Below are 21,440 nucleotides of genomic sequence, written 5' to 3' on the forward strand. Positions count from 1 at the left end.
ACTTTTAATCGTTCAGGTTTTTTGGTTGATTGTGAAAACAATGTTGGAAACAGGGTGGAATGGAGCGTAGGACACTCGACTCCTGCGGGAAAGAGAGGGAAAACGGAGATCCCGCAGCGCAGCGAGGAAGCTCAGGTTCCTCCCCGCGGAAAGCGAGTGGCCGTAGCGCAATGGAACGAACGTGTTCAGACAAACCAAAAAGATTGGAACAGCTATTGTTCGTCTCTTGGAAGCAATCATTTTGTTATGTCCCAAACTCATTTTGTTTTGATTATCCCAACGAAATAAATACCAATTAGCAATGAAATATTTTACTACATTTTTAATGTTTTTACTGATATATGCAAAGTTAGCAATAAACTAATTAATAAATAATAAGGTTTACTTCAGTAAAATAAGGTATAGTATATTTGGTGAAGTAATTTTTAAAGGACAAGAAATGTAGGTGAACAAAGTGAGCAAATATCTATTGGATACCAAAGGCCAGATGGCTATGACAAAGTATCATGAAAAACAAAAAAATACTAAAGTTGATAAAAAGCAGCAACTTGAAAAACTTCGTGCGGAGTATTTGAAAAAGAAGCAAAATAGATGAATAAAATGAATGAAAACATAGGAAGATCAAGATCTTCCTATGTTTTTTTATTTGAAGTTCTTTTTAAAATTGATGGTAGGGGTTGTTATTCTCATAAATCTCAAATTCAGTAACAAGCAGGCCGTTCTTTTTAACACGGGACGAATCATTGGTCACCTAAGCATAACTGATTCCTTCCAACTCGGAATGTATACTTCTCCATTATACTGGACTTCACATATTGTTCTTAAACTGATTCTTCTTAACCTATACTCAATATTGTTTCTTATGAAAAACTGCTTATCATCATAATTTATAGAAGTAACGTTGATGTTTTGGTTGTTTAATAGGAATCTTAGCGTTACATCTTGTCCATCTTCATTTGCTTTTATAGTTCCTTTAAAAGGGTCTATTGTGATATTGAATTGTTCCGACAGCTCTTTGGCAAATAAAGCTACTTGAGATCCATTGAGTTCCCATGTTGTGATCAGTAAATCTAACAGCAATTTTTTTTGGTTTTCGAAATCCACAAAAATCACTCCTTTTCACTTTTAATAGTTACATAGGTATAGGAGACACTTATGATAGATATTAACTTTATCATTTCTTCTTCTGATTTCTCATTATTTTTGCTAGCGATTAGCCAGTTTGTACACATATCTTTGTATTTTAATACGTATTGTATCATGAAATTTCATATAATTTGAGGAATATTTAGTTTTTTGATCAACAAATTAGTATTACCATTAATTAACTTAAAAATAATTGATTTACAAAATAAAAAGAAATTCTTTTAGATAATCCATTCTTTTATACCACTATTGATATGGGATATCCCTTGTAAAAGGTAAATAAATAGTATGATTTTCATATGGCGGTATTAGATGATGTGTTTTTTAAAAAGGCAGTGCAACAAAAAAAACTTATTTTATAATTTATTTTGATATACTTATTTTTGCATAAAATAAGTATATATATTGCATTCTTCCATAGTAAAACATACCTGCACACTATAGGGCTAGTAAAGGGTTATTGGAAATTTTAAACAGATTCCACAAGAGGAACTTTCTACTTCAATCCATAATGAAAAACTATTTATATGAAATTATATGTATAAGAGATTACTAGTTGGGGAATAGTAGAAATAGAAACTTTTATATCGGAGGGAAATTCAATGAGCGAAAACAAAAACATTTTTTCTACGTTTGTTAGTGAAGATCAATTTGACCTACGTTCATATATTACGTACTTATTTATTAATGAGTGCGAGCAAGGTGAATCAACAAGCTAAATTAAATACAAAACTTAAGGTCAAACTGATTACGGATAAAAAGACTTCTCTCAAAAGCTGCCAACACTATGGGAATCGTAAAATCCAAAACAAACTGGTTTTTATAAGTAATAACTCTCGAATTAGCTATTAAACGAAAATTACATACGTATAGTTTCACTTTTAATGGCATTGTCTTTATTCTCTAAAAAGAAAGAGAGAATGATAAATAAGAGAGACACACAAGAAGGTTTGCTAAGGATGTAGGGCAAACATGGGTTGCACTTCTTCATCTACATCCATTGTCAATTCTACTTCAATAAAAAGCTCTCGACGCTTGTATATAAAGTATAAATAGATATAAATAAAAACAGCCAGCCAAAACCTTTTTTACAAGCTTATCGTCGTCAAAAAGAAGACCACTTAAAGAAAATGAAGGAAAAAGAGAAGCAATTCAGCTTCTCTACGGATATAGAGAAAACCTATATTCAAAAAGCTGCATCTCTAGTAGGTCAAAAGGTTATTACCTTTGAAGATATTACAGCACGCCACGAAGAGTTACGCAAAATGAGTGACCGTCATGATCCTATTGAACGACACCTTCATGCACAACAACAGCAATTCCTAAACGTAAGCAATTATTATGATCGTGTGAGCGATTTAGAGCGTGAAATCGGGCAGAACGAAGAAAAAGTAGAAGAACTTAAGAAGTCCCTTAATCCGTTTAAACTCAAAGAGAATAACATGATGAAACGACGTCATCTTGATAAAATTTCTGATTTAGAAAGTAACAAAGAAAGCTATGAAAGCAGCATTCAACAACATAAAGAAACGCTTCGTTTTTCAACCAAAGAAGAGTTCTATCAGCGTTATCAAGAATTCTCTCAAAAGAAGGAAAATCGACTCAATCAAATTACGTATGAGAAAAAACAAATTCAAGTCGAAACAAGAGTACTATTACAAGCTGAAGAAGCTATTAAACAAGCCAAAATCCGTGAGATAACCTCTCATTATCCAGATCTCAAAACAGCTGGAAAGTATCTCACCTATAGCAATGCATTAAAGCTGGAACAGTATCACGATATTGCTCAACAGAATCAGTTTAGACTATCTAACATCAAACAAAGTCTAGATGCTAACCAAAAGAAGCTAGACGAGTTCAAAAAACATCAGAAAATGGTTCGTATAGAGAAAGAACATGTCTCAACTATGAGTAAAGAAGTAGAAAAGCTCAGCAGTGTGGAGAAAAAGCTTGATGAATTAGACAGGAGCCCAGGAGAAAAAGCCAAACGGCTTGTCTCAAAAAAAGCTCGTCAAGATTATGAAGAATTGCAAAGTGAAGCTAAATATGGACGTGAAAATCTAAAAAAACTCGGCTACAAAGGACGACAAGATTTACAACAACAACAAAGTCGTATGAACACAACGGAGAAAACAGTCGTCCCATGGCTAGAAAAAGAAATAAAAACACATGAAAGCAACATAAATGCACTAAATACGATTTTTAATGCTATACAACAAGCTACTCGTAGCCAAGAGCAAGCTCAACAAAGACATCAATTGAGAAGAATGAGAAGCACAAATATAAATAGATCGAAAAACCAAGGGCCAGATTTTAGCCGTTAAATAGTAAAAAAATTGCCTTAAGGCAATTAGAAACAACTTAAAGTTGTTATTGCTCCTAGAAGACACACTTTATATGTTAAATTTCGGTGATTTTAGACTCCGTAGATGAATTTCTTTAAGTCTTAAGAATTACAATAAGATTCCTGATTTTTGAACATTCCTAGTAATTTATTTTTAAATTGCTAGGAATGCAATTCACCCTCTTTAATTTCTGGTAGGATAATACATATAAAGTATATTTTAGGGGTTGGGGGATTTTATAGAGATGCCATTTATGAAGAAAATTAGACTTTCCGTATTTACGATTTTAACTGCTGGTGTATTACTTACATCTACTGCTTTTGGAACACATTTAAATGTAAACGCAGCAGAAAATACGGAACTATCTAAAGCAGAACAAGAAGAACTTAATACCGTATTAGAGCATTTAGAATTTAATAAGGACGATAATCAAATTACAATTGTTAATGAAGATGAATTAAAAGATGACCTCAATGATTCTACTGTTTACAATCAATTAGAAAGTTCAGTTGAACAGCTTAATAATATTTTAAAATATGTAAAATTTGATGAAGATGAGAACCAAGTAGTCATTGAGAATAAGGACAAGGTAAAAGATGACCTTGATTCTACTGCATATAATCAGTTAACAGCTACAGTTGAACAGTTTAATGAGATTATAGATAGTCCAGAGGGTAAAGAGTTACAAGAACAGATTTTTAAAGAATTAGGCGAAACTAAATCATCTTCAAATACAGTTTCTATTCAAGGAATTAGTGGTTGTGGAGCAGCTTCAATCGCTGGCTTTGCTCATACTGCTGCTTTTAGTGGATTAATGACTGTGGCAGGAGTAAGTGGACCTGCAGGTTGGGCTATTGGAACTGGAGTTGGAGCTGTATGGCTAGGCGCTAGTGCTACTGCTGGCTGTTTATCATAATAGGGTGGTGATCACATGAATCCTGATAACACTTTTAAAGAGTTTTTAGGCGGTAAAATAGATCTTTTTGCAAGAGGGTCTTTTCAGATGTTTACTTTTTTGATTCTATTCTCTCCACTTTTCACACATATGTTTAAGGAAAATGTTTTACTTTATGTAATGTTTTCTTTACTGATTACAATCAATAATTTAGGAGTAGAATTCTTCTCCATCAAAAAAAGAGGCCCTGAACCTAAAAAATATATGCTGCTTTTTCTAAGTATTAGTTTACCTATTGATATTTTGTTACTATGCTTATTCTATGTTTTAGGTTAACTGATTAAAGAAGCCATTTATTAACTAATAGGTGGCTTTTTTGTTACCACAATGTCTATTACAGTAACAGAAAAACCAACCTTTAGAGCTCACAGGTTGGTTTTTCTGGTTTTTAGATTTTATATCTTATACATTTGTAGTTAACATAAAACGTATTTATCGGAAATCTAAATATAAAAATAAAGTCTCTCTAAGAAGCAGAGGCTTATTAGAGAGACTTTAAAACTGTATACATTAAATTGAACTAGTCTTTAGAACCATTGCATAAATACAGGTGTCTCTCAAGTCTAGCCCATCAGCTGATACACCATCATTTTCTAAAATACCTTCTAACCTAAATCCTAGTCTTTCAGGTATAGCACGACTTTTAATATTACTTGAGTCGCATCTGATTTCTAACCTTTTAGCTCCTAATTCTTTTAAAGCAAAATTCATAATTCCTTCAACAGCTTCAGTCATGTATCCTTTATTACTAAAACGAGAGTTAATCCAGTAACCAATTTCAAACTTGGGAACATTCCAATTCATCCGATGTAAACCAGAAGATCCAACGAATTCACCCGTCTCTTTGAGAAAAATTAAAAGCCTTAAATCTTCTCTTTGTAAAAATTCTGTATGAGATTTTCGAACATTTATTTCTGCTTCTTCTATGGTTTGCTTGTTTTTGGCAAAAGGCATCCATGGTTTTAATTCTTCAATAGATTCATTTATTGCTTGAGATACAACTTTTCCATCACCAGGAAGAGGAAGTCTTATAAAAAGCCTTTCAGTATAAAATTCTTTAGGGAAATCTAATAACAGTGGATTCATTTAAGCACTCCCTAACTTTTCTTTATTTGTTAAAATCAGTATATATTATTAATGAAAAAATGCAAAGAAAGCATGTATATGATATACAAGGTTAGTTAACATAATCACTCTTTCCGGAACACACAAAAAAAAGAACCCTTATGGGAGTAGGGTTCTCGATGAGGCCTTGTTTCTGATTTATGCAGCTTTTTATACATCCTTGACGCGTAAGGGTTTTATACAAGGGCGTAACCCAAACAAATGTATAAAAAGTGCACCTTTTATACATATGCTTTACCCTCTAAATAATTGATTTTTTAGTTAGATATGATATATTAAATGTCAGACTATTTTTTACAAATTGCATTTTTATCATGTCGTTTAACTCTTTAAATAAAAAACTGTCTCTTCTTTACTGGAGACAGTTTTTTATTTTGCCATCTTTTCACTGGACAAATTATAAAATCATATTATATTGTGTAAGAGCAAGTCATCCACCTTTTATCTAAGCATGTAATTACCATACATGTAGAAAAAGCTTTACTTTTATTTTGAAATTGTACCAGTCCTATTATTAACATGATTAAACCGAAAAGTAACGTCGCGTAGGGCTGCAAAGTATAATCCTTTGTTATGAAACTATATAATATAAGAGGAAGAGCTATAACCGACAAAATAAGTTGTAAACGGATTAACATTTGTAAGTACTCTTTTAGAATTATTTGCACGGTCGGCAGGACCCGCAATGCTAATGAGCGGATAGCATTGAACTTGTACCGGAATCTTCCTTGGGTGTATCATCATCGCTAGAATCTTCAACTGGTGGCACTGGAAGGTTCCTTTAAAGAGACCTCCTATTTCGCTAGATAGTCATAATGATGCTATATAATAGTCTTTAGAAAATAAAAAAGTATGAGAGTCATTGTTGGAAACATAATGGCTCTTTTTTATGTCTAGATAAATAAAGTTGGTCAACCTTCTGTGCAAGAGCTTCCAATGAAATAACAATAAAAAGAATGAGAAGTAGTTCTAGGCTACCTCTCATTCTTTTTTCTACTTTTGATGGGGATCTTTATTAAATAATTTACCTTTGTCTAAAAAGTTTCCTTTGGTAAAATATTTGGTATCATTTTATTCCCTCATTCATAAAATATCAATAAAATCGTTTTATTTCACTTTTTTAAGCCGAATAAAAAACATGTACGATGTGGATTTTAGCGTAATCCTCTATGTTTAGTGCTTTTTCCACTAAATTTAATAAGAGGATGTTTACAAAATTGCATATGGGCTATATAATTTGATTAATATAAAAAAGTTTCCCTTAGGAAAAATATTTATTGATATACTCGTAATACGTGAGTATTATATTTTTTTACCTGAGTTTTGCCTGTGTGCAAAAAATTTAAATGAATCCAATAAAAAGGAGAGTATATAAAATGACTGACGCAATCGTTGTAAAAGATTTGTTTGTATCGTATCAAGGTAATCAAGCGGTTAAAGACGTTTCGTTTACGATTGAGAAAGGGCTGCTTATTGGAATTATTGGTCCGAATGGAGCTGGTAAATCAACGTTAATGAAAGCTATTTTGGATTTAATCCCAAATGATAAAGGACATATTGAAGTCCTGGGAGAGAATATTCGAAGTGCTAGGAAACAAATTGCTTACGTTCCACAGCGAAGTACGATTGATTGGGATTTTCCGATTACCGTTTTAGATGTTGTATTAATTGGAACGTATCCATCCTTGGGAATAATGAAAAGACCCAAGAAAGAGCATAAGAGTTGGGCGTTACAGTGTTTGCACAAAGTAGGAATGGAAGAATTTAAACACCGTCAGATCGGTGAACTGTCAGGTGGTCAACAGCAACGCGTATTCTTAGCAAGAGCGCTTGCTCAAAAAGCAGAGGTCCTTTTTTTAGATGAACCATTTGTTGGAATAGACGTAACGAGTGAAGAAACCATTATCACTATTCTTCGAGAGTTACGTCAACAAGGAAAAACAACGGTCGTTGTACATCACGATTTAAGTAAAGCAGAATCCTATTTTGATAAATTATTATTATTGAATAAAGAATTGATTCATTATGGAGAAGTAAATAGCGTACTCGAACCAGCCGTGATGGTAAAAGCCTATGTAAATCAAGAACTCTTTTTTAATCATCCAACGGAGGTACATTCATCATGAAGGTTGTAGAATTTATGAATGCGTTGATGCAATATAGCTTTCTACAAAAAGCGTTGCTAACGTCCGTTATGGTAGGAGTTATTTGTGGAGTGATTGGCTGTTTTATTGTCTTAAGAGGAATGGCACTGATGGGAGACGCAATTTCACACGCTGTTCTTCCAGGCGTTGCTATCTCCTACATGATGGGAATGAATTATTTTATCGGTGCAGTTTTAACGGGAGTTATTACTGCGATTGGAATTGGCTTTGTTAGTCAAAATAGTCGTATCAAACATGATATGGCAATTGGTATTATGTTTACGTCCGTATTTGCTATAGGGATTATTTTAATTACCTTTATGAAAAGCAGTTCTGATCTTTATCACATCTTGTTTGGAAATGTGCTTTCTGTACGCTCTTCTGATATGTGGACTACACTCATTATCGGTGTCGTTATTATGGGCTTGGTGTATGTGTTTTATAAAGAGCTTTTGGTGTCGACGTTTGATCCAACTATGGCACAAAGCTACGGCTTGCCAAACAAATGGATTCATTACGGGCTCATGGTTCTTTTGACGATGGTGACAGTTGCCTCTCTTCAAACTGTAGGAATTATTCTCGTAGTTGCCATGCTCATTACGCCTGCGGCTACGGCCTACCTATTAACGAACCGGTTATGGGTCATGATTTATTTAGCAGCTGGTATCGGAGCGCTTTCTTCTATAGTAGGGCTATATTTTAGCTTCTCATATAACCTTGCTTCAGGAGCAAGTATTGTTATTGTGGCAACATTCTTATTTGCGTTAGCATTCTTCTTTTCACCTTCACAAGGGCTGTTTTGGAGAATGATAAAAATAAAAAGAAATCGAGCTGAGCTCTCAAAGTCGATTGGAGGATGAAGATGAAATTAAAAATTTGGTTGTTATCAGTCATTAGTCTACTAGTCTTTGCACTAGTTGCGTGTTCCAGTGGCACCAATGGAAACGAAGCGAACAGTGACAAATTGAAAGTCGTTACGACTTATTCCATTATCTATGATATTGTTAATCAAATCGGTGGAGAAAAAGTTGAGATTCATAGTTTGGTTCCAATTGGAAAGAACCCGCATGAATATGATCCGCTTCCAGAAGATGTAATGAAGATGACGGATGCAGACGCTGTATTTTACAATGGGTTAAATCTAGAAGAAGGTGGAGCTTGGTTTAACAAATTATTGAAAACAGCGGATAAATCAGGTGAGAACGCGCCTGTTTATCGAGTGAGTGAAGGGGTAAAACCTATTTATCTAGAAACAAAAGGATTAGAAAAAGAGCCTGATCCACATGCGTGGATGAACATTGAAAATGGAATCCTATACGCTGAAAATGTAAAGAAAGCACTTATTAAAGAGGATCCAGATAACAAAGAATTTTATGAAAAAAATGCTAAAGAGTATATAGCAGAACTTCAAAAGCTACACGATGATACATTAAATAAGATCCAACAGCTTCCTGAAGAAAAGCGTTTCTTAATCTCAAGCGAAGGAGCTTTTAAATACTTTGGAAATGCATACGGAATAAATACAGGTTATATTTGGGAAATTAATTCAGAAAGCCAAGGTACGCCCGATCAAATTCGAGACGTGGTAAGTTTAATTGAAACAAATAACATTCCAGCTTTATTTGTCGAAACAAGCGTAGATAAACGAAGTATGGAAACGGTATCCAAAGAAACGCAGGTTCCGATTGCTGGCACAATTTTTACCGATTCGCTTGGGAAACCAGGGGAAGACGGAGACACGTATTTAAAAATGATGAAGTGGAATACGGAAACGATTATTAATGGATTACAAGAATAAGTGAGCTGTTTTTTTTACAATTCAACGCTATACTAGAATCTGAGTCATAAATATTTCAGCTAATGATATATCCAAACTATCGCGAGTTAAACACTTTCGATCGTTTGGATATTTTTTGCTTATTAGTAAAAAATTGAAAAGTCGATGGTGGTTTTTACTCAATAAACTAATAAAATATGTTAGATTATATAACATAATTGTTTAACTTTTCGGAAAATTGCTTTAAATTAGACTCAAACATTCATTTTAAATGCATCTTTTAGTCGAAAATAATGAAGGCAAAGGAGAGAAATGAAGTATGAGAAAAGAGAAGTTAATCGTAATTGGGAATGGGATGGCTGGAATTCGAGCAGTTGAAGAGATTATTAGTTTGTCCCCTGAAATATTTGATATCACTGTATTTGGGAGTGAGCCACATCCAAACTATAATCGCATCTTGTTATCTAAAGTATTACAAGGGGATACAAGCGTAGAAGACATTACGCTAAACGACTGGAACTGGTATGAGGAGAACGATATTACTCTTTATATAGAAGAAAAGGTTATAAGCATTGACTCAATTAATCAAGAAATACGTACGGATCAAGGGAGGATTGAATTTTACGATAAGCTGATCATAGCAACGGGCTCTCTGCCATTTATTCTTCCAATTCCAGGAGTAGAGAAAGAAGGCGTTACAACGTTTCGAGATATAAGCGATACGAATCAAATGGTAAAAGCATCTCAGCAGTATAAAAAAGCAGCTGTAATTGGAGGCGGATTATTAGGTTTAGAAGCAGCGAGAGGACTTTTAAACTTAGGAATGGATGTAACGGTTGTTCATTTATCCTCTTATTTAATGGAGCGTCAGTTGGATTTGACTGCTGGAAAGTTGCTTCAACAAGAGTTAGAACAGCAAGGGATGAGTTTCTTGCTTGAGAAACAAACCCAAGAAATCACGGGTCATGAGCGCGTAGAAGGGTTAAAGTTCTCAGACGGAAGCCTATTGGAAACAGATTTTGTAGTAATGGCAGCAGGCATTCGACCGAATACTGAACTTGCTCAAAAAGCGGGTCTTCATATCAACCGTGGAATTGTGGTAAATGATTATATGGAAACGAGTAGTGCCAACATTTATGCCGTAGGCGAATGCGCAGAGCATAAAGGTATGGTTTATGGGTTGGTAGCTCCTCTTTACGAGCAAGGAAAAGTACTAGCTAAAACGATCTGTGGAGGAGATGTACGTCCTTATCAAGGGTCTGTTCTATCCACTCAGTTAAAGGTATCGGGCGTAGATGTTTTTTCAGCCGGTGATTTTATAGAAGATGAACAAAAGAAATCGATCAAGGTATTCGATGAGCAAGATGGTATTTACAAAAAAATTGTTTTAAAAGGAAATCAAATTGTAGGGGCCGTTTTATTTGGTGACAGCCGTGATGGAAACCGCTTGTTTTCCATGATTCAAAAGCAACAGGACGTATCGGAAGTGGAGAAGATTTCAATTCTACAACCAATAAGCGGGCAAGGAAGCGGAAGTCTGGTAGCAAGTATGAGTGCGGATGATATTGTTTGTGGATGTAATGGCGTATCGAAAGGAACGATTGTAGAAGCTATTCAAAATCAAGGCTGTACATCAGTTGATGAGCTTAAAGCCTGTACGAGTGCTTCACGTTCGTGCGGAGGGTGTAAGCCGCTTGTTGCTGAATTGCTTCAGCACACGCTTGGAAGTGAGTTTGATGGAGCAGCTCAAAAGGAAGCGATATGTGGATGTACATCTCTTTCTCGAGATGAGGTGGTAGAGGAAATTCGAGCAAAAGGCTTATCTCATACGCGTGAAGTGATGAGTGTGCTTGGATGGAGTAACGAAGAAGGTTGTTCTAAGTGTCGTCCAGCATTGAATTACTACTTAGGTATGGTGAATCCAACTGGCTATGTAGATGAACGAGAATCTAGATTTGTAAATGAACGTATGCATGCTAATATCCAAAAGGATGGTACGTATTCTGTTGTTCCTCGAATGTACGGAGGTGTCACGAACGCAGATGATTTACGACGCATTGCTGACGTGGTTGATAAATACAACATCCCGCTTGTAAAAGTAACGGGAGGACAGCGTTTAGATTTATTCGGTGTAAAGAAAGAAGATTTACCTTTAGTGTGGGAAGAGCTAGATATGCCTTCTGGTTATGCTTATGGCAAATCACTTCGAACGGTGAAGACGTGTGTTGGAGAACAATTTTGCCGCTTTGGTACGCAGGATTCGATGGGAGTAGGGATTGCGCTGGAAAAGAAATTTGAAGGATTATGGACTCCTCATAAAGTAAAGATGGCTGTATCGGCCTGTCCAAGAAGCTGTGCTGAATCAGGCTTTAAAGATATTGGCTTTATTGGAATAGACGGTGGTTGGGAAATTTATGTTGGTGGTAATGGAGGCACTCATTTACGAGGAGGCGATTTGCTATATAAGGTGAAAACAGACGAAGAGTTAATGGAAATTACAGGAGCTTATCTACAATATTACCGTGAAACGGCAAATTATCTAGAGCGTACTTCAGCTTGGATTGAACGAATCGGTATTAAAAACGTTCAGGCTATTCTTGATAATGTAGAGGAAAGAAAGAAACTAAACCTTCGTATAGATGAAGCCTTATCTACGTATCGAGATCCATGGAAGGAAATCGTTGAGAACAAGCAAGCAAAAAAAGAATTGTTTGAGACAGTTGTAACATCATAACAAAACAAATGGAGGAGAAAAAGATGGTAAACAAAAACATAACAAAAGTGTTGCTTGGGTCAATTCATGATTTTCCAGAAAGCCTAGGTAAAACCGTGAAAGTGAATCAAAAAGAAATTGCTGTCTTTAAGCTATCAAGCGGTAAAATTCAGGCCGTTGATAACCGATGTCCTCATAAAGGTGGCGTATTAAGTGAAGGAATAGTGAGCGGTGATTCGGTATTTTGCCCTATGCATGATTGGAAAATTTGTTTGGACAACGGGCGTGTTCATGAACCTGATACTGGCTTAGTAAAGTCATACCGAACATCTGTTGAAGAAGAGCTTGTATATCTGTGGTTAGAAGATTAATAAGCTGTTGTAAATCATCTATTAAACATGCCATCATAGTTATACCGAAGGAGTGAAGCGGAGAATGAGACAAGGAAAAGTCTATCTTGTTGGAGCGGGACCGGGCGACCCAGAGTTGTTAACCATTAAAGCAGGAAAGTGTTTAGAAATAGCAGATGTTATTTTATACGATCGGCTGGTAAATCCTGATCTTTTACACTATGCAAAAGGGGGAGCAGAACTTGTGTATTGCGGAAAGACGCCTGGTTATCATTGTGTTCCTCAAAAAGTCATTCAAGATTTATTATTACATTACGCCCAGCAAGGAAAGATAGTTGTACGGCTAAAAGGTGGAGATCCTTTCATTTTTGGGCGAGGAGGCGAAGAAGCTGAAGTATTAGCTAAGCATCACATTGAGTTTGAAATCATCCCCGGTATTACAGCGGGGATTGCTGCTCCTGCTTATGCTGGAATCCCTGTCACCCATCGAGAGTTAAGCCGTTCATTTGCAATCGTGACCGGACACGGTTTAACTGGAACTCCGGAAAATATTAGGTGGCATCATCTAGCTCAAGGCGTTGATACGCTTGCTATTTATATGGGAGTTAAAAACTTACCGTATATTTGTGAACAGCTTTTAGCTGGTGGTAAGTCCATAGAGACACCAGTGGCGGTGATTGAGGAAGGTACTTCTATTAACCAAAGGGTTTTAATTGGTACGCTGCGAACGATTGTAGAAATAGCCACTAGTGAACAAGTCAGTAATCCAGCGCTGATTGTGGTCGGAGAAGTGGTAAAACAATCAGCGACTCTCTCCTGGTTCTCAAAGTCCAAACTTCAAGAAGTGTACGCGTAATATTTTTATTATATAATTTATCAGAGAATTTTAACGAAATAGGGGAGGGATAAGCGTGTTTAAAGCGTCAATCGAGTCTATGACGGACATAGCTCGTCAAAAAACAAATCAAGTGAATAAACAATTGCCGAGCTATTTACTGTTGTCTATACTTGCAGGTGCTTATGTCGGAATTGGTGTAGTATTAGCTCTTTCAGTTGGTGCTCCGTTAGCCGAAGCATCATTACCAATAGTCTCACTAGTTATGGGCTTATCGTTTGCCATTGCGTTACTACTTGTTATGTTTGCCGGAGCCGAGTTGTTTACAGGCAATCATATGTTTTATACAATCAGTACATTATCAGGTGCTACTACGTGGAAAGATACGTTGAAAAATTGGCTGTGGTGCTTTGTTGGAAACGGATTGGGAGCGTTCGTATTGTGTCTCTTAATCGTTGGAACTGGTTTGTTTAAAGGAGTAGGCGATACACATTTATTACTGACAACCGCAGCAAAGAAAATGAACCTGCCAATGAGCGAACTTTTTTTTCGAGGGATTTTATGTAATTGGCTCGTCTGCTTAGCCATTTGGACAGCTTTGAGAACCAAAAGCGATGCGGCCAAAATTATGTTAGTTTTTTGGATGCTGTTTGCCTTTGTTGCATCTGGCTATGAACACAGCGTTGCAAACATGACATTCCTTGGTTTGGCTTTACTTCATCCGCACCCTGAAACGATATCATTAGCTGGACTGCTACATAATCTGATCCCGGTTACGCTTGGGAATATTGTAGGCGGCGCTTTATTTGTAGGAAGCGTATATTGGTTTATCAATAAAAAGCAAATGGAAAAAGGGCGTATTCAAGAAGTGAAAATTCCAAAAATCGTTAAAGAAGAAACATTATCAAAGTAACAGAAAGAGACTGAGACATAAGTAGTTCAGCCTCTACTATACCTGAACGATTGAGAGTTCATAACTTTTAATCGTTCAGGTTTTTTGGTTGATTGTGAAAACAATGTTGGAAACAGGGTGGAATGGAACGTAGGACACTCGACTCCTGCGGGAAAGAGAGGGAAAATGGAGATCCCGCAGCGCAGCGAGGAAGTTCAGGTTCCTCCCCGCGGAAAGCGAGTGGCCGTAGCGCAATGGAACGAATGTGTTGAGACAAACCAAAGAGATGGGAACAGCTAGTGTTCGTCATTTAGAAGCCATCATTTTGTTATGTCCCAAACTCTTTTTAGATTGAATTTTGATCAGTAACCGAAAGAGGGTTGAGATACTTGACTAATATAATTTATTGCTGTATGATTCTTTAGTATTTGCGTAAGACGTGGTTCGGAACCATCCCACGTAAAAAAACTAAGGAGAGTATGCAGCATGAATGTAAGAACACTTGCAGTCAACGGTATTATTGCGGCAATGTATATTGCGGTAACGATGTTTATTCAGCCGTTTGGCTTTACAAATATTCAGTTCCGTATTGCGGAAATGTTTAATCATTTGATTATTTTTAATAAGAAGTATTTGTATGGAATTGTGCTAGGCGTATTTTTAGCCAATTTATTCTTCTCACCAATGGTGGCGTATGATTTGGTATTTGGCGTAGGACAATCTTTAATTTCCTTATTACTGATGATCTTTGCGATGAAGTTTGCCAAGGGCACGGTTGCTCGTATGGTTACCAATACACTGATCTTTACGTTTACGATGTTTATCATCGCGTTTGAGCTTCATTTAGCACTAGGTTTTCCATTTTTACTAACATGGTTAACAACTGCGATTGGTGAATTTGTAGTGATGCTTGTTGGAATTCCAGTGATGCTGGCAATTCATAAGCGCGTAAACTTTACAAAGTTAATCGATTAATACTACAAAAGCTTACAGAGATGTAAGCTTTTTTCATATTTAAATGGTTTTAATTTATAGAAAAAAGACACAAGATATGACAGAATTAGAGAGAAGTTGTTAAGTACGTTAATACATAGTAAAAGTCATGTTTTATACTATACTTGAGAAGGAGAGAAGAGCTTGCTTGCAAATGATGATCATAAGGTAGAAGAACTAGCATTTATTAAAAAAGCCCTAGACTTTACAAGAACTGGATTAATTTTAACCAACCCTGCTTTGCCCGATAATCCGATTGTTTATGCGAACCAAGGTTTTCTGGATATGACCGGATACAGGAAAGAAGAAATCGTAGGACAGAACTGCCGCTTTTTACAAGGGGAAAATACCGACCGAGATACGGTACGAAAAATTCGAGATGCTATCCGCGAAAAAAAGTCGGTCAATGTACAAATTTTAAACTATACAAAAGAAAGCCAACCTTTTTGGAACGACTTATTTATTGATCCAATATGGATTGATGATGAGCTTTATTTTATTGGGATTCAAAAGGACATTACGGGGAAAATGAAGCAAGAAGAAGTGATTTATGATTACTATGAAAGGATGCAGGAGATGTCAACGCCAATTGTTCCAGTGAAAGACGGGGTTTCTGTTCTACCGATTGTTGGTGTTTTGAATGAACAGCGATATCATATGATTGCATCCAAAGTATCAACATACATTGATGAAAGTAAAGATGATCATTTTATTATCGATTTTTCAGGTTTATTGGAAATGGATGAAGATGTAGTAGCTTACATGTATAATCTGCACGATTTAATTACCATTACCGGAACGCAGGTAATCATAACAGGCATCATGCCTTCTATAGCGAAAAAAATGAGAGACCTTCAAGTAAACTTTACAGTCTTAAAAACCTATACGCATGTCAAAGCCGCTTTAAAAGCGCTTGGGTATGCATAATAAGTTCTCGAAAAAGTCCGTAAAACAATGCGGATTTTTTTTGTTTATAAATGGTAATATATACATATAAGCCTAACTTAAAAGGTGACTAAGTACAGAATTGAACAAACTTCCAGCATTTGATATATTGGTTTTATGAAAAGAGAATTGATTAAACCCATTAAACGTTTATCATTGCGAGAAGAAATTTATCAAACTTTAAAGCAAGGAATTATTACGTTAGAGTTTCCACCGGACCAGCGCTTGAATGATAAGGAGCTAGCTGAAAAATTTAGCGTCAGCAGAACGCCGGTAAGAGAAGCGTTAAAACGCTTGGAAGATGAAGGGCTTGTTGAATCGATTCCAGGCTCCATTACTAAAGTATCTTCGTTAAACCCTGAAGAAGCCAAGCACGCGTTTACCGTAGTTGCCGTTCTTCATGCATTGGCAACTAAGCTTGCCGTTGCGCATCTGACAGAAGAAGATTTCAAAGCGCTAGCTCATCATAATGCTGCGCTGCAGAGTGCGGTGGAAAAGCATGATATCATCGGCGCCATCGAAGCAGATCAAGCCTTTCACCGCGTGTTTTTAGAAGCTGCGAATAACCCTGAAATTCTCTTAGCACTAGAGCGCAGTGAGTCAAAAATTTACCGGTTGGAAGTAGCTAAGTTTTCGTCTGAGAAAGGATTCAAATCAGTAAGCGAGCACAAAGGAATTATTGAGGTGTGTCAAAGTCAGGAACCGCTCCAAGCAGCGAATCTCGTAGAGAAAAATTGGCTAAGCCTTGGAGAGCTATTAGCGTAGAGAGTCATCACGAGCGTGAGGGCTCTTTTTTATGAGTTAAAAATAGCGTTGAATAAATAACCAAAATGCGATATATTGGTTTTACAATTTATTTACATTATTATGTGTTACATACGGGGGTTAGGGAATTGAAGCCAATTATATTAGGCGTGTGCTCGGCGTTTTTCTTTGCGTTTACATTTGTTTTAAATCGTATGATGGAAGTTGAAGGTGGAAGCTGGATTTGGAGTGCTTCCTTACGCTTTTTCTTTATGGTTCCACTACTGTTGATCATCGTCATCGCTAGGAAAAAACTTTCCGCTACGTTTGCGGAAATGAAAAAAGCGCCAATGCAGTGGGTTATGTGGAGCACGATTGGCTTTGGGTTATTCTACGCGCCGCTTTGCTATGCGAGTGCTTACGGTCCGAGCTGGTTAATTGCGGGAACGTGGCAAATTACGATTATCTCAGGTTCGCTTCTAGCTCCTTTATTTTATGAAACGATTCAAACGAGTAAGGGACCTATTCAAGTAAAAGGAAAAATACCTTTTAAAAGCTTAGCGATGGCCCTCATTATTTTACTTGGCGTCGCCATTATGCAAATTGAACACGCAACAACACTATCGCTTGTGAGCGTACTGCTTTGTACATTGCCAATTTTAGTTGCTTCTTTTGCTTATCCGCTTGGCAATCGTAAGATGATGGTGGTTGTATCCAACCGCTTAGATGCTTACCAGCGCGTGCTCGGAATGACAATTGCAAGTTTACCGTTTTGGATTATCTTAGCGATTTATGGTTTGATTACCGCTGGGCCACCTAGCACCTCACAGGTCATTCAATCGGGCTGGGTTGCTTTGTTTTCAGGCGTTATTGCGACGGTCTTATTCTTTGCAGCAACCAATATGGTCAAAGGTGATATGAAAAAGCTCGGAGCAGTCGAAGCTACTCAGTCGCTTGAAGTATTGTTTGCGCTACTTGGCGAAATGATTCTGCTTGGCATGCCGCTACCTACATACGTTTCGTGCATTGGAATTGTACTTGTTATTGTTGGTATGGCGCTAAATAGCTACGTATCGAGTAGGAAAGGGAATAAAGAGACGAAGGAAGAAATGAAGCAAGCAACAACTCTGTAAAAGCAGATGGAAATTTTGGAGAAAAAGGCTTCATTTACGTACATTAGTGGTAAAATAGAATATATATATTCTATAAAGGAGGAATGTCAGGTGAGTGCCTTAATTGTAGGCTTAGTAGCTTCCGTTCTTTCCGTTTGTTTACTGTTTTCCAATCGTCAGAAGCGCGTTAATAAGGTCCAATCTACGCAGTCGTTACATGCACAAAATATGAACAAGCAGAGTGAGCAAGACGATTCTCTCATGTATTATATATAGGAAGCTCTTACAGTAAAAGTAGGCCGAGAAGATGTAAATGCTTCTCGGTTTTTTCTTGTGGTTTTGATTTTGGTGGGAAAGCTTAGATCTGTACTACATGAATATTTGAAAAAAGTTATTTATTATATGAAAGCCCTTTAAATGCTAATGTGAAGAGTTTTTAGTATTTTTTAACTAATGCTTTTATTACCTAATCAATCCATTATCTTGTATTAATTTGAATCGATTCTCCTTTTTTATATTTTCATAATGAAGCAGGTTCAAATGTGCTTTAATATTAAATTTGTGTAATAAAATACCAAAAAGGAGTTAGGGAGAATGATAAATAACAAAGCAATAAGATTAACTTGTGTCCCAACATTGATACTTGCACTTTTTGTTGCTTTCTGCTTTCCTTTGCAAGCAAAAGGATCTGAAGGATTTCCTGCGGAAGAAGAACTAGTGGAGGAATTAGCAGCTCAACTTGAGTTCTTGATGGAAGAAGCTTTGGTCGTAGAAAATGGACTAAGAACATTTGACTTTGAAAAGATTGAAGATGAATTTGGAAAGGAAGTCCGTGATGAAATTGAGATGTTAACGGTTGGTCTTCAGCCAGTTGAAAACACAAAATCTAGAAATGGGAATTTAATGGTAACGGCATCAAACGAAGCTTGGAAATCATGTATGATAGGAGCTATAAAAGACCATTTCGGAGTAGCGATGGTCACAGCTGCACTTGAAGGTGGGTTATGGGCATATCTTGAAAAGAAAGCTTATAAGGAAGCGGCTAAATTACTAGTGAAGTTTGCCGTAGGCTCAAATGCTGTTGGTTTAGCAGGCACTTTAATTTATTATGGAGGAGTGTGCACCTATAAACATGGATAGTAAGAAAGAAATTGTTAAAAGTTAAGGGGGAATAAATTATGAAATTTAGCAAAGTTTTATATGGGATGGTCCACCTGGTCACTCCTTTAACCTTTTTCCTTATAGCTGTTATTTGGGGGCATTTTGGCTTATCAAAACCTATTTGGGTTAATTTATCAGATAATCTATCAATAATAGGCATATATTACGTAGGAGTAAGTATCCTATGGATTCTAAATATAAAAAGCATTCATAAAGTATCAGAAGAGATAGAAAATAAAAAAGGGTGATGTAATTACTCTTTTAAATGGTCAATCTGAATATAGATTGACTTCTTTTTGTTTTTACAACCTAGTATCTATTTGAGATAACTATTACTTTTAATTTTATAAGTTTAAGAGCTTTTGAACAAACTATTTTAGTGGATGGAAAAAGAATTATTGTCTCACTAGAAATTTTAGGCGCCCATCTATATCAAGGGGAACGAACTGTATTAACCTGTAAAAGAGTAGACACAAAAAAGCACCTAAAATAGGTGCTTTTTATGAAACTAGTTTAACCTTTCCCCAGCTTCATTTTGAATAATAACTTCATATGAATCACCTTGAAGTTGTTTCTTCATCTTATCTGATTCTAAAAATTCCTCTACAACTTTTTCTAGTTCTTTTGCAAATAGCTGCGGTTCTTCTTGACGAGATATTGTAATGTTTAGGTGCGGAGATGGGTTAACTGAATAACCAATTCCAACGACTTCATATTTCTTTTTGCTTAGTAAACCATCCCCTATTGTGGTAACGATTGTTCCCCAGCGTCCGTCTTGTTCGCGTTTTGGTCCGTTTACTTTTGTAAATGTAATGTCCGTGTTTGCTTGATCATATTTCTTTAAAATTTGTTGCGCTTCTTTTTTTATAGCGTCTGTTCTTGTTTCTGTATCCGCTATTTCCAGGTCAATAGAATAGCTATCGTGATTATCTTTATCAACATGAGTAGTAATTCCAATCGTTACTAAATGGTATCCTTTAGCTTTCAATGTTCGTTGTATGTCATCCATGATTTTGCCGTCTGGATAAACAGTTCCTACACTGCTTACTTTATAGTTTTGTTTCTCTAAGGTATCAAAGATTATATCTGTAATTGGTTCAGGTTCAAAAAGCTTTCCAAGGTAAGGGATTTTAGAAGCTACCTGAGCCATGGCAGGTGAGACAAAGGTTGAACCAATAAACAAAGCTGCTAGTAGACATGTGGCTAAGCTTGTATAAAGCAGCTTCTTTTGAAACGGTTTCTTTCGGACAGGTGAATGAATTCTTGTAGCTCTTTGGTCAATTTCCACCATAATATTTTGCTTCATTCTTTTCCTCGTTGATTCGCTCAGCGAAAAGCTTGCATCTAACTCTTTGAAAATATGTTTATTGCGTTTGTCTTGGTTTGCTGTCATATTCATAATCTCCCTTCAGAAGCTGTCGTTCTAAGCCGTGCAGTGCCCGAAATAAAGTAGACTTCACTTTGCTTTCTGACCAGTTTAGAATGTCCGCTGTTTCTTGAAAAGCATCGATATGAACGTATGCTTTTACAAAGGTTTCTTCGGTTAAATCTTCTGCTTGCTGGTAGTCTTTAATCATCATAAAGATAAACTTAAAGACTGCTTCACCGTACTGATCGTACCAGAGAGAAATCTGTTTTTTGGTAAATCGACCAAGTGATTGACGCTCCTTTTTGTTAAAATCTATTGTTTAGAAGAAAGAGTTAGAGAAAAGTTGTGGTTTATATCTATTTTTATCAATAAAAAGTTTAGTTGATTGCTAATAAAAATAAAACCTGATAATGAGTAAATTCAGTTCAAAATATTTCCATCTTATAAAATAAAAAAGACAAATACGCAAACCTGGTTTAGAATGAAAGCTCTGACCCAATCATCCATCCAGAGGAGCATTATTTGTCCAATGAATAGACTATCACATCAAGAAGAAATCTACAATGGCTTAATAAAATGGAAGCTGCCCTTTTATTTCTCAAAACCTGTCATCAACCACTTAACCCACTTTATAGATGGGATGTTGAGTGTGGGGTTTACAGGTAAACTAACGGAAATTCATTCGTTTAGTCATCAAAAGAAACATCGTACGACTCTTGGCCATTTCTTGAAAAAAGGTTCATGGAATGAAGGCTACCTGCTTCGACAGACCCAAGAACAGATTCTTCAAAAAATGGATCAAGATGAACCGGTTTTTCTACTACTGGATGACAC

The 21,440-nt window shown here is 36.2% G+C and carries 24 protein-coding genes, 1 pseudogene and 1 riboswitch; of the genes and pseudogenes, 21 read left to right on the forward strand and 4 right to left on the reverse strand.

The annotated features are described in order from the left end of the window. Positions 1–54: 54 nt before the first annotated feature. A complete protein-coding gene (locus AS180_RS17205) occupies positions 55–288 on the forward strand; it encodes a hypothetical protein (RefSeq protein ID WP_062954773.1) in 234 nt (77 codons plus the stop codon). 166 nt (positions 289–454) lie between these two features. Next, positions 455–595 carry a hypothetical protein gene (locus AS180_RS23290; RefSeq protein ID WP_025908863.1) on the forward strand — a complete coding sequence of 47 codons (141 nt, stop codon included), beginning with the start codon at positions 455–457 and terminating at the stop codon, positions 593–595. A 152-nt stretch (positions 596–747) separates the two neighbouring features. Here AS180_RS23290 and AS180_RS17215 read toward each other — a convergent pair whose 3' ends face one another. Then, positions 748–1,104, reverse strand: coding sequence for a hypothetical protein (locus tag AS180_RS17215; RefSeq protein ID WP_025908862.1), 357 nt, complete (start codon positions 1,102–1,104; stop codon positions 748–750). Positions 1,105–2,276: 1,172 nt separating this feature from the next. Between AS180_RS17215 and AS180_RS17220 the strand changes: the two genes are divergently transcribed. The 3 genes from AS180_RS17220 to AS180_RS17230 all read left to right on the forward strand — a co-directional run bounded on the left by AS180_RS17220 (position 2,277) and on the right by AS180_RS17230 (position 4,722). Beyond that, positions 2,277–3,470, forward strand: coding sequence for a coiled-coil domain-containing protein (locus AS180_RS17220; protein WP_175384213.1), 1,194 nt, complete (start codon positions 2,277–2,279; stop codon positions 3,468–3,470). 265 nt (positions 3,471–3,735) lie between these two features. Further along, a complete protein-coding gene (locus AS180_RS17225) occupies positions 3,736–4,407 on the forward strand; it encodes a hypothetical protein (protein WP_062687195.1) in 672 nt (223 codons plus the stop codon). 15 nt (positions 4,408–4,422) lie between these two features. Then, positions 4,423–4,722: a hypothetical protein gene (locus AS180_RS17230; protein ID WP_025908859.1), complete on the forward strand. Its 300-nt coding sequence runs from the start codon at positions 4,423–4,425 to the stop codon at positions 4,720–4,722. A 234-nt stretch (positions 4,723–4,956) separates the two neighbouring features. Here AS180_RS17230 and AS180_RS17235 read toward each other — a convergent pair whose 3' ends face one another. Further along, positions 4,957–5,532, reverse strand: coding sequence for a GNAT family N-acetyltransferase (locus AS180_RS17235; RefSeq protein ID WP_062687196.1), 576 nt, complete (start codon positions 5,530–5,532; stop codon positions 4,957–4,959). Positions 5,533–6,947: 1,415 nt separating this feature from the next. On the opposite strand from AS180_RS17235, the gene AS180_RS17240 reads away from it, so the two are divergent. The 15 genes from AS180_RS17240 (at position 6,948) to AS180_RS17300 (ending at position 19,485) form a co-directional block, all read left to right on the forward strand. After that, positions 6,948–7,697: a metal ABC transporter ATP-binding protein gene (locus AS180_RS17240; RefSeq protein ID WP_025909688.1), complete on the forward strand. Its 750-nt coding sequence runs from the start codon at positions 6,948–6,950 to the stop codon at positions 7,695–7,697. Next, a complete protein-coding gene (locus AS180_RS17245) occupies positions 7,694–8,575 on the forward strand; it encodes a metal ABC transporter permease (protein WP_025909689.1) in 882 nt (293 codons plus the stop codon). Before AS180_RS17240 ends, AS180_RS17245 begins: the two co-directional genes overlap by 4 nt. 2 nt (positions 8,576–8,577) lie before the next feature. Further along, entirely contained in the window at positions 8,578–9,513 is a 936-nt protein-coding gene (locus AS180_RS17250) for a metal ABC transporter substrate-binding protein (RefSeq protein ID WP_025909690.1), read from the forward strand. Between the two features lie 298 nt (positions 9,514–9,811). Next, a complete protein-coding gene (nirB, locus tag AS180_RS17255) occupies positions 9,812–12,226 on the forward strand; it encodes a nitrite reductase large subunit NirB (protein ID WP_025909691.1) in 2,415 nt (804 codons plus the stop codon). Positions 12,227–12,249: 23 nt separating this feature from the next. Then, positions 12,250–12,576, forward strand: a complete 327-nt coding sequence (nirD, locus tag AS180_RS17260) for a nitrite reductase small subunit NirD (RefSeq protein ID WP_025909692.1) — start codon at positions 12,250–12,252, stop codon at positions 12,574–12,576. A gap of 64 nt (positions 12,577–12,640) precedes the next feature. After that, positions 12,641–13,411 carry a uroporphyrinogen-III C-methyltransferase gene (gene cobA / locus AS180_RS17265; protein WP_025909693.1) on the forward strand — a complete coding sequence of 257 codons (771 nt, stop codon included), beginning with the start codon at positions 12,641–12,643 and terminating at the stop codon, positions 13,409–13,411. Between the two features lie 55 nt (positions 13,412–13,466). Further along, positions 13,467–14,303: a formate/nitrite transporter family protein gene (locus tag AS180_RS17270; protein ID WP_025909694.1), complete on the forward strand. Its 837-nt coding sequence runs from the start codon at positions 13,467–13,469 to the stop codon at positions 14,301–14,303. Positions 14,304–14,420: 117 nt separating this feature from the next. Continuing rightward, a complete protein-coding gene (locus AS180_RS22770; RefSeq protein ID WP_156413503.1) occupies positions 14,421–14,582 on the forward strand; it encodes a hypothetical protein in 162 nt (53 codons plus the stop codon). Positions 14,583–14,715: 133 nt separating this feature from the next. Next, positions 14,716–14,760: riboswitch (PreQ1 riboswitch) on the forward strand. A gap of 8 nt (positions 14,761–14,768) precedes the next feature. Then, positions 14,769–15,257: a QueT transporter family protein gene (locus tag AS180_RS17275; RefSeq protein ID WP_025909863.1), complete on the forward strand. Its 489-nt coding sequence runs from the start codon at positions 14,769–14,771 to the stop codon at positions 15,255–15,257. A gap of 162 nt (positions 15,258–15,419) precedes the next feature. After that, the gene (locus AS180_RS17280) at positions 15,420–16,202 is read left to right on the forward strand and encodes a YtvA family blue-light photoreceptor (RefSeq protein ID WP_062687197.1); all 783 of its coding nucleotides are present in this window, start codon (positions 15,420–15,422) and stop codon (positions 16,200–16,202) included. Positions 16,203–16,337: 135 nt separating this feature from the next. Continuing rightward, positions 16,338–16,985 (forward strand): GntR family transcriptional regulator, encoded by a 648-nt coding sequence (locus AS180_RS17285; protein WP_025909861.1) that lies wholly within the window; start codon positions 16,338–16,340, stop codon positions 16,983–16,985. Positions 16,986–17,113: 128 nt separating this feature from the next. Next, entirely contained in the window at positions 17,114–18,097 is a 984-nt protein-coding gene (locus AS180_RS17290; protein ID WP_062687198.1) for a DMT family transporter, read from the forward strand. Between the two features lie 90 nt (positions 18,098–18,187). Then, positions 18,188–18,352 (forward strand): hypothetical protein, encoded by a 165-nt coding sequence (locus AS180_RS22775; protein ID WP_153301192.1) that lies wholly within the window; start codon positions 18,188–18,190, stop codon positions 18,350–18,352. A 396-nt stretch (positions 18,353–18,748) separates the two neighbouring features. After that, a complete protein-coding gene (locus AS180_RS17295) occupies positions 18,749–19,216 on the forward strand; it encodes a hypothetical protein (RefSeq protein WP_139325226.1) in 468 nt (155 codons plus the stop codon). Positions 19,217–19,254: 38 nt separating this feature from the next. Then, positions 19,255–19,485, forward strand: a complete 231-nt coding sequence (locus tag AS180_RS17300; RefSeq protein ID WP_025909858.1) for a hypothetical protein — start codon at positions 19,255–19,257, stop codon at positions 19,483–19,485. 260 nt (positions 19,486–19,745) lie between these two features. On the opposite strand, the gene AS180_RS17305 is transcribed toward AS180_RS17300, so the two are convergent. After that, positions 19,746–20,630 carry a DUF4030 domain-containing protein gene (locus AS180_RS17305; RefSeq protein WP_025909857.1) on the reverse strand — a complete coding sequence of 295 codons (885 nt, stop codon included), beginning with the start codon at positions 20,628–20,630 and terminating at the stop codon, positions 19,746–19,748. After that, positions 20,602–20,922: an RNA polymerase sigma factor gene (locus AS180_RS17310; RefSeq protein ID WP_309599132.1), complete on the reverse strand. Its 321-nt coding sequence runs from the start codon at positions 20,920–20,922 to the stop codon at positions 20,602–20,604. The genes AS180_RS17305 and AS180_RS17310 overlap by 29 nt, the downstream gene beginning before the upstream one ends. A gap of 213 nt (positions 20,923–21,135) precedes the next feature. Here AS180_RS17310 and AS180_RS17315 point away from each other — a divergent pair. Next, a pseudogene (locus AS180_RS17315) lies at positions 21,136–21,440 on the forward strand (IS701-like element ISPlan1 family transposase); the annotation flags it as partial.

It is taken from the genome of Priestia veravalensis, from assembly GCF_001457055.1.
Taxonomy (GTDB): Bacteria; Bacillota; Bacilli; order Bacillales; family Bacillaceae_H; genus Priestia; species Priestia flexa.